Consider the following 7,182-nt stretch of genomic DNA (forward strand, 5'->3'; position numbering starts at 1 on the left):
GAACTTGCGCACCTTGCGCCGTGTCTTGCGCGCCGTCGTCATCGGCGTTGCTGCTTGTTGTGCATCCATCCCCACTCTCCACCACACCGGCAAATCGCCGCACGCGAGAGTGGACTACCAACTCCAAGCAAATCCATGTGCCTTGGCCAGACGCTTACTTTGACGCCGACCGGCATCGCAAATCATTTATCCATTTCGTCATTGGTGTCGACGCCGGGCACTACCGCGACACGATCTCAACGGGCCCGGCAGTCCTGCCTTCGCAATCCATACGCCAGATCTTTGTTCTATTCGCGAAGGACCCGAGAGTCAACTTTCGTGGCGTCCGCACATCCGGTCAGCGCCAGCGATACTCGCAGCTCATCGCGAATGATTCCCAGCACTCGCGTAACACCCTGTTCCCCCATGGCGGCAAGTGCGTACAGAAATGTCTTGCCGATCAAGCAGCCGCGCGCACCAAGGGCTAGGGCCTTGAGCACGTCTTGCCCCGAGCGTATGCCACCATCGAGCAACACTTCGCAGCGTCCCTCTATGGCGCCGACGATTTCCGGGAGTACGGAGATGGTGGAGGGCGCGCCGTCGAGTTGTCGGCCGCCATGATTTGAGACTACGATTGCATCCGCGCCGCTGGCCAGCGCCAGGCGCGCGTCGTCCGCATCAAGAACGCCTTTCAGCACCAGCTTTCCGGGCCATCGACTGCGCACCCAGTCAACGTCGCGCCACGTGGCCGACGGATCGAACTGGGTCGCGATCCACTCCGCCAGTGTGCGGATTCCGCTCTTGCTGCCAATTCGGCCTTGCAGATTGCCGAAGCTATGCCGCTTGCCGAGGAGCACCGAGAGCGCCCAGGCAGGCTTCGACGCGATGTTCAGCGCGTTCTGTAGGTTGAGACGCGGTGGTACCGTCAGGCCATTCCTGGCATCACGCCTTCGCTCGCCCTGCACCTGAAGGTCGAGGGTTAGCACCAGCGCTGAACATTCGGCCGCTCGGGCCCGATCTATCAACTCCTGGTTGAAGCCCCGATCCCGCATCAAGTACTGCTGGAACCAGAATGGCTGGCGGGTCGCCTTGCGTACATCTTCTAGCGAGCAGATAGACATCGTGCTGAGACAGAATGGAACGCCGAAGGCGGCAGCTGCTCTTGCCCCCAGAATCTCGCCATCGGCGCAAAAGAGGCCGGCGAGGCCCGTGGGTGCGATGGCCAGCGGCATCGTCGCGGGGGCGCCTAGGAGTGTCGTTGCTGTGGTGACGTTCGATACGTCCACCATCACCCGTTGACGGAATTGAATCGCGTCGAGATCGGCCACGTTGCGATTCAACGTCCGTTCCTCGTAGGCGCCGCCATCCGCATAGTCAAAGATTGCGCGCGGAACTCGCCGCCGCGCAAGCCTGCGCAGGTCTTCGGTATTCAGAATTTGTGTCATGGGCGCGATAACCTCACGTATGGGTATGCGCCCATTGCCGGCGCCTCAAGTTCGCCACCAAGGTCTCAGTCGTGCAGGACGACCAATCATTCGGCAATTGTGTGCTGCATGAAAATGACACTCATGGAGTCCCTGGAGCAGCTTTGCGGTCTGCTGCGTCATGCGGTAACGGCCTTTGTATCGACCCGCGCCATTCGGATCGGTAATCGTTCAAATGGATCGACTTAAGGCAGCCAGCCGCCACCGGCACTTCATTGTGCACTTGGCGTCCCGTTGCGAGGTACACGGCGGCGCTTGCCGCAGCGCTTGCCGTGCCTGTCCGGTAGACGCGGTTCTGGGGCCGCAGCGCGAGCATGAGCTCTGCGAACTCAGCTGTCCTTCCGAGCGGCCCATCGATGATCAGATCGCCTTGAGTGCCGAGCTCATCGAGCCGCAGATCGGTCATGAGCGCAAGATAAATCGTTGCCATTACTCGACGTTCAGCGGCAGACAGCTCCTCTGCCCCCATGAGCTGACCGGGACGGTGCATGAACGGTCCGTCCGTTGGCGCGCGACTCGGCAGCGCCATCGCACCGAAGGCGACAACTCGTGCCAGGTCTGCCGGCCATGTGTCATAAGCGATCTCCGCTTCGCCAGCGATCGCGGCGAATTCGCGCCCGCCCATGAAGCGCGCCGTGGCCACGGGATTCCCGAAAACATCCACATTGGCAAGCATGCCCCGATCTGCCGACAATCGCGTGAGATCGACGCCATGCGCCATTATCACGGTCCACGTTCCGCTCGAGACGACTGTGAAGCCATTGTCGCGGCGACGCGCGGTCGAGTGGCACAGGTATGAGGCGTTTGAGTCGTGCAGGCCACAAAGGACCCTGCAGCTGCGATCGAGCCCGGTTCGCGCGGCTAGGCCACTCGAGAGCGTGCCGAGCGTCTCTCCGGCAAAGCGCAGCGGTGGGAACTTGCTCGTCCACCCATGTTGGTCCGAAAAGAGCGAGTACGATTTCTGCAGAGGAATCCAGAGATGGGTGTGGCAGCCGAGCGAACTAACCTCGCTGGCCATGACGCCCGAGAGTCGCCATGCCCAATACTGCGGATAGAGCAGGACACGAGCAACCTTCTCAAACTTCTGGGGCAGCTGCGCTTCGAGATAGAACAGTTGTCGGCCGAGATTCAGCCCGGCGGGCAGCGAGGGTGACCCGGTAACCTCATAAGGGTCGATCAAGTGCTCGTAAGCGACACGTACGGCGTCGAAGTGCGGGTCTTCGTAGTCGAATGCTGTAAGCACCTCGCCGGCCATGTCTACGGTGACCGCCGCGGCCCCGTGCGTCACTGGCACGATTGCGCCAATTTGCTGTTTATCCGGTGCGCTGGCCAGCGCCTCGACCAGCCACCGCTCTACGCCCGCGACATCGAGCTGACGGCCGATTGCCATCTCGAGGGTATGCGACGGTTGCTGCGCTTGCCAATGAATCGCGCCTGATTCGCAATCCGCCAGCAGCAGACGCGAATTTGTCTTGCCGATGTCGAGTACGGCGACGAATTTGCCGGACTTCACAGCGCATTGACTCGGATTGTTGCCGCGAACGGAATAACGTGCGATTCGCTCTAGCCGAGACGCGTGGCACTGGCTCGACTTGTGTTGTCGTGCGCCGCGTCGTCTGCGGATAATACTTCCGCCACGACCACGCGTATGCCAGCCGCCCGAAAGAGTTCGAGTTCCTCATCCTTCGCGCCGTCGTCCGTGATCAGCGTGGAAATGCGGCTGAGATCCGCGACAATCATCGAGGATCGCTGGCGTAGCTTGCGGCTGTCGGCCAGGACGACGAGTTCCTCGGCCCGCCTTAGAAGCTTCATTTCTGCCTGCACGACCAGGGGATCGGCTTCCATCATGCCGAATCGATTGAGGCCATAGCAGCCGGTGAGCAGCTTCTGGCCCCAGAAGTGATCGATTGCGTCGTTGTCATACGGGCTCAACACGATGTTCTGCTCGCGGTAAACAGTGCCACCGGGGAGCAATACGCGGTTGCGGCTCGTTGCCAACAACTTGGTAACGATTGGAATCGAGTTGGTCAGAATGTCGAGCGTCCGGTTGGTCAGGAATTCCACAAGGGCATAGGTTGTGGTCCCACCGTTGATGATGATGCTCTCGCCATCTCCGATCAGGTTCGCTGCGGCGCGGGCGATGGCGCGCTTCTGAGGTGCTCCAATTCCCTGGCTCAACTCGAATGGCATGCCCACGAGATGGGCCTCGTGTCGAGGTGCCAGCGCCTCGACGCCCCCGCGGATTCGATTTACCTGGTTCCGTTCGGCCAGCGTATTGATGTCCCGTCGCACGGTCGCCTCTGATGCGTCCAGGATCTCGACCAGCGTGGCTATCGCGACGACCGAGCGTTCCTGAACCAACCGAAGGATGACCCGGTGGCGTTCCACGTCCAGCATGACTTTGCGCTCCATTCATCGCGCGACAGTGCTCTTGCGCTTGAGGCGCCGCGGAGCATTTTGAATGTAAATGATGTGAAATGGTAGATAGTGGAAGTGTACATCAGTGTCTAGCTGACGTTATGAGTTACTTGTTTGCCGACTCGATCCCCTGACGCTTGACGACGTGCAACGCGAGCCGGAACTACTTCGCTTGGTCAAACGCGCCTTCGTGCCGGACCGATGTCTGCTGATGGGCTCGGCAAGTTTCCGATTGGAGAGGAAAGTCCCCGAATCATTGACTGGCGGGGCGATCTATCGCGTACTTTGGTCGATGACAAGGCGCGAGCAGCAGGGTGTCGTGCGATGAGCCCGGAGACGTCACCGCCGCTGGTACAGGAGACCGCCGAGGCCGCGGAAGCTGTGAAGCATGAATATGTGTTGCTGCGTGACGGCGGACCGATCGCCACGCCGGACGGTGCCGCATACGTCTTGGCTCGTTGGGATGGCGACGGCGTCGTCGGGGTCTCGCCCATTGAACGACTAACTGTCGCGACATCGATGGCCGCGACCACGTCGGCGTTAAATTCGACCCCGTCGGAAAGAGACGGTCGTGAGTGATGCGCCAGGCGCGCGGATAACTGTCGGCCTACTGCCCGGCCTTTTCCAGAAGAGCATAATACGGCGCCACGTCGGCGGCGGTGACAATCGCCGTCGGGATCACGTTCCGGAATTCGACCTGCTCTCCACGAGCCAGTTTCAGGCCGATATCCACCGCGGCAGCGCTCTCTTCGTACAGAGGCTGCGCAGCGATCGCGTACACGGCGCCCGACTTGATGAGGTCGAGATTCTGTCGTACCGCGCTCATGCCGATGATCGTGACGCTGCGGCTGGCCGTGCGGCTCGCGTTTGCCCAGGTTTCGGCGCCCGCGCCTGTGGTCGAAAAGGCTCCCGCGAGTTGCGGATTGCTCTGCAAGATCCCGAGCGCCCTCGCTCGGGCCGCCGTGGGTTCGAAGCCCTCCAGCTGCGGGGCTAGGAGCCTGATCTGCGGAAAGCACTTCGCGAGGGTTGCGGCGAACACCTGAGCCATCTCGTTTTCAGTGCGGTTGTAGCTGCCCTGCGTGACCGCAATTGCGCCCTGGCCGCGCAGGCGTGTGCCCATCGCTACTGCAGCATCCGCTGCAGTCGTGCGAATGTCCTGGCCGATGGCAGCCTTCAGTCCCGGAATTTCGTCCGGCGCCGGAAGCAGATGCACGATCATGACCGGATAGCCATCGCGCGCCAGCCGCGCTACATACGGATTTAGCGCAGGATCCACGGCGTAGACCATGACCGCGCTATGTCGCCGTCGTGCAAGCGCGGCATCGGCGAGCGGAATGGTTGCGGCGATGTCGAAGGCGGTGGCGCTTGGATTGCCGACGACATCGCAATGTACCTTCAGCTCGCGGCAGCGGTCCAGAAAGCCAGCCTGCATCAGTTTGTGCACAGGGTGATCGCGCATGGGCTGCACCCACAGCAGGGCCTCGCCCCCGACAGGCGCCGAGCGGTTGCACGCAGTAAGAACAATCATCGATAGAATTCCGAGCACGGAGTGAGCGAAGCGGCTGCCACGCGAACGCGCGCCCGCTCTGTCGTCTACCGGCGTCCAAAGTAAGGCTCGCATTTCGCAATGGTGACGTTACCATAAAAGCAATTCAAGCCCTCCGGTGATTGGCAGGTCGCGTGCGCTGGCTACTCATAGTTGCTCTAGCAATGGCGGTCGTTGTTCCCGCAGTTTGGCTCCGTCAGGACGCTCGAGCGCCGGTCCGGGTCGATTTCAACCGTGACATCCGTCCGATCGTCAATCGCAGCTGCATTGGTTGCCACGGCGGCGTCCGGCAGGCCGGCGGATTCAGTATGCTGTTTCGCGAGGATGCGCTGAAGCCGGGCCAGTCCGGCCGTCTGGCCATCGTTCCCGGCTCTCCCGCGAAAAGTGAGCTAATCCGCCGCGTAACGCTGCCGGCCGAACATGTCGAGCACATGCCTAAGCGGGGCGTCACGCTCTCCGATCAGGAGCAATCGCTCTTTCGGCGGTGGATAGAAGAAGGTGCGGTGTGGCAGAACTACTGGGCTTACGTGCCTCCCTCCGAAGTGACGGTCCCGAAGCCGCAGAGGAAGGGCTGGGTCAACAATCCGATCGATGCGTTCGTCCTTGCGCGTCTCGAGCAGAGCGCGCGCGTTACGTCGCCGCGCGCAGATTGCGCGCGGCTCCTCCGGCGCGTGAGCTTGGATCTAACCGGCCTGCCAGCCGCGTTCGACGATGTACAGCGGTTCTGCGCCGAGCCGAGCCAGGACAACTACCTTCGCGAAGTGGACCGCCTGCTCGCCGCGCCCCAGTACGGCGAGCGATGGGCGAGTTTCTGGCTGGATCTCGCGCGCTACGCGGACTCGCTCGGCTACGAAGACAACATTGAGCGCACGATCTGGGAGTACCGCGACTGGGTGATACGCGCACTCAACCGCGACCTTCCCTTCGATCGGTTTACGATCGAGCAACTGGCGGGCGACCTCATACCCGATCCGACGGTGGATCAACTCATCGCGACGGCCTATCACCGTAATACGCCCACGCGTAACGACGAGGAGGAATTCCGCATCGAAGCGGTGATGGACCCTGTCGCGAATACGTGGGAAGTATGGCAGGCGCAAACAATTTCCTGCGCGCGATGCCACAGCCTCACCTACGATCCGTTCCGCCAGACCGACTTCTATCGGCTGATGGCGTTTTTCAACAACACCGAAGACGCCGACAACAAGGGCAATCGGCCCACGGTGTCCGGCGTGCCCAAGGGCAGGGCGCTCGAGTGGCCAGTTCATTATCGGTTCGCCGAGACGACCGCTGCGCGGGGTCAGCGAATGGTAGCGGAGCGCGATGCGCTGCGCGTTGGTCTGCTCGCTGCGCGCGAGCGGCCAGATGTCGTCGCCTCTCGCGACAAATGGCAACAGGAACACCGCACGTTCCGAATCGAGAACCCGGGATTCGACACTGCGACCTACCTCAGCGATCAGACTGGCTTCGATTTCCGCGAGATCGATAAAATCATCGTCACGCCCCGCGCCGATCGCACGCCGAACGATCGCAGCCGGCTCGCCGATTTCTACGCACTAGAGATCGCCCCTGAGCTGGCGGCACAGCGCAAGCGCGGGAAGTCGCTAAGGAAACTCTGATTTACCGGCATGGTCTGATTCTGCACAGACACTGATATGAGTGACGCGATGAAGCAACAGACGCTGACGGGATTCGAGAAGTACGCGAAGACGACGCGGCGTGCGCAGTTCTTGGCCGACATGGACAAGATTATTC

General features: G+C 61.5%; 6 protein-coding genes. 2 read left to right on the forward strand and 4 right to left on the reverse strand.

What is annotated here, in order from left to right; translation table 11 throughout:
* Positions 1 to 287: 287 nt before the first annotated feature.
* The 3 genes from SGJ19_08435 to SGJ19_08445 all read right to left on the reverse strand — a co-directional run bounded on the left by SGJ19_08435 (position 288) and on the right by SGJ19_08445 (position 3,860).
* Positions 288 to 1,424 carry an alpha-hydroxy acid oxidase gene (locus tag SGJ19_08435; protein ID MDZ4780264.1) on the reverse strand — a complete coding sequence of 379 codons (1,137 nt, stop codon included), beginning with the start codon at positions 1,422 to 1,424 and terminating at the stop codon, positions 288 to 290.
* A 121-nt stretch (positions 1,425 to 1,545) separates the two neighbouring features.
* Complete coding sequence (locus SGJ19_08440) at positions 1,546 to 2,976, reverse strand: FGGY family carbohydrate kinase (protein MDZ4780265.1); 1,431 nt, start codon at positions 2,974 to 2,976, stop codon at positions 1,546 to 1,548.
* A 50-nt stretch (positions 2,977 to 3,026) separates the two neighbouring features.
* Positions 3,027 to 3,860: a DeoR/GlpR family DNA-binding transcription regulator gene (locus SGJ19_08445; GenBank protein ID MDZ4780266.1), complete on the reverse strand. Its 834-nt coding sequence runs from the start codon at positions 3,858 to 3,860 to the stop codon at positions 3,027 to 3,029.
* Positions 3,861 to 4,205: 345 nt separating this feature from the next.
* Here SGJ19_08445 and SGJ19_08450 point away from each other — a divergent pair, with 345 nt between their 5' ends.
* The gene (locus SGJ19_08450) at positions 4,206 to 4,460 is read left to right on the forward strand and encodes a phosphoenolpyruvate hydrolase family protein (GenBank protein ID MDZ4780267.1); all 255 of its coding nucleotides are present in this window, start codon (positions 4,206 to 4,208) and stop codon (positions 4,458 to 4,460) included.
* Positions 4,461 to 4,488: 28 nt separating this feature from the next.
* Here SGJ19_08450 and SGJ19_08455 read toward each other — a convergent pair whose 3' ends face one another.
* Entirely contained in the window at positions 4,489 to 5,409 is a 921-nt protein-coding gene (locus tag SGJ19_08455; protein MDZ4780268.1) for a substrate-binding domain-containing protein, read from the reverse strand.
* A 182-nt stretch (positions 5,410 to 5,591) separates the two neighbouring features.
* Here SGJ19_08455 and SGJ19_08460 point away from each other — a divergent pair, with 182 nt between their 5' ends.
* Positions 5,592 to 7,046 (forward strand): DUF1549 domain-containing protein, encoded by a 1,455-nt coding sequence (locus tag SGJ19_08460; GenBank protein ID MDZ4780269.1) that lies wholly within the window; start codon positions 5,592 to 5,594, stop codon positions 7,044 to 7,046.
* Positions 7,047 to 7,182: the final 136 nt, after the last annotated feature.

Source organism: Planctomycetia bacterium (assembly GCA_034440135.1).
Classification (GTDB): domain Bacteria; phylum Planctomycetota; class Planctomycetia; order Pirellulales; family JALHLM01; genus JALHLM01.

Bases quoted from the DNA above. Each gene is read 5' to 3' on its own strand.
- SGJ19_08435 (MDZ4780264.1), bottom strand. From the start codon at position 1,424: ATGACACAAATTCTGAATACCGAAGACCTGCGCAGGCTTGCGCGGCGG.
- SGJ19_08455 (MDZ4780268.1), bottom strand. From the start codon at position 5,409: ATGATTGTTCTTACTGCGTGCAACCGCTCGGCGCCTGTCGGGGGCGAG.
- SGJ19_08460 (MDZ4780269.1), top strand. From the start codon at position 5,592: ATGGCGGTCGTTGTTCCCGCAGTTTGGCTCCGTCAGGACGCTCGAGCG.
- SGJ19_08445 (MDZ4780266.1), bottom strand. From the start codon at position 3,860: ATGCTGGACGTGGAACGCCACCGGGTCATCCTTCGGTTGGTTCAGGAA.
- SGJ19_08450 (MDZ4780267.1), top strand. From the start codon at position 4,206: ATGAGCCCGGAGACGTCACCGCCGCTGGTACAGGAGACCGCCGAGGCC.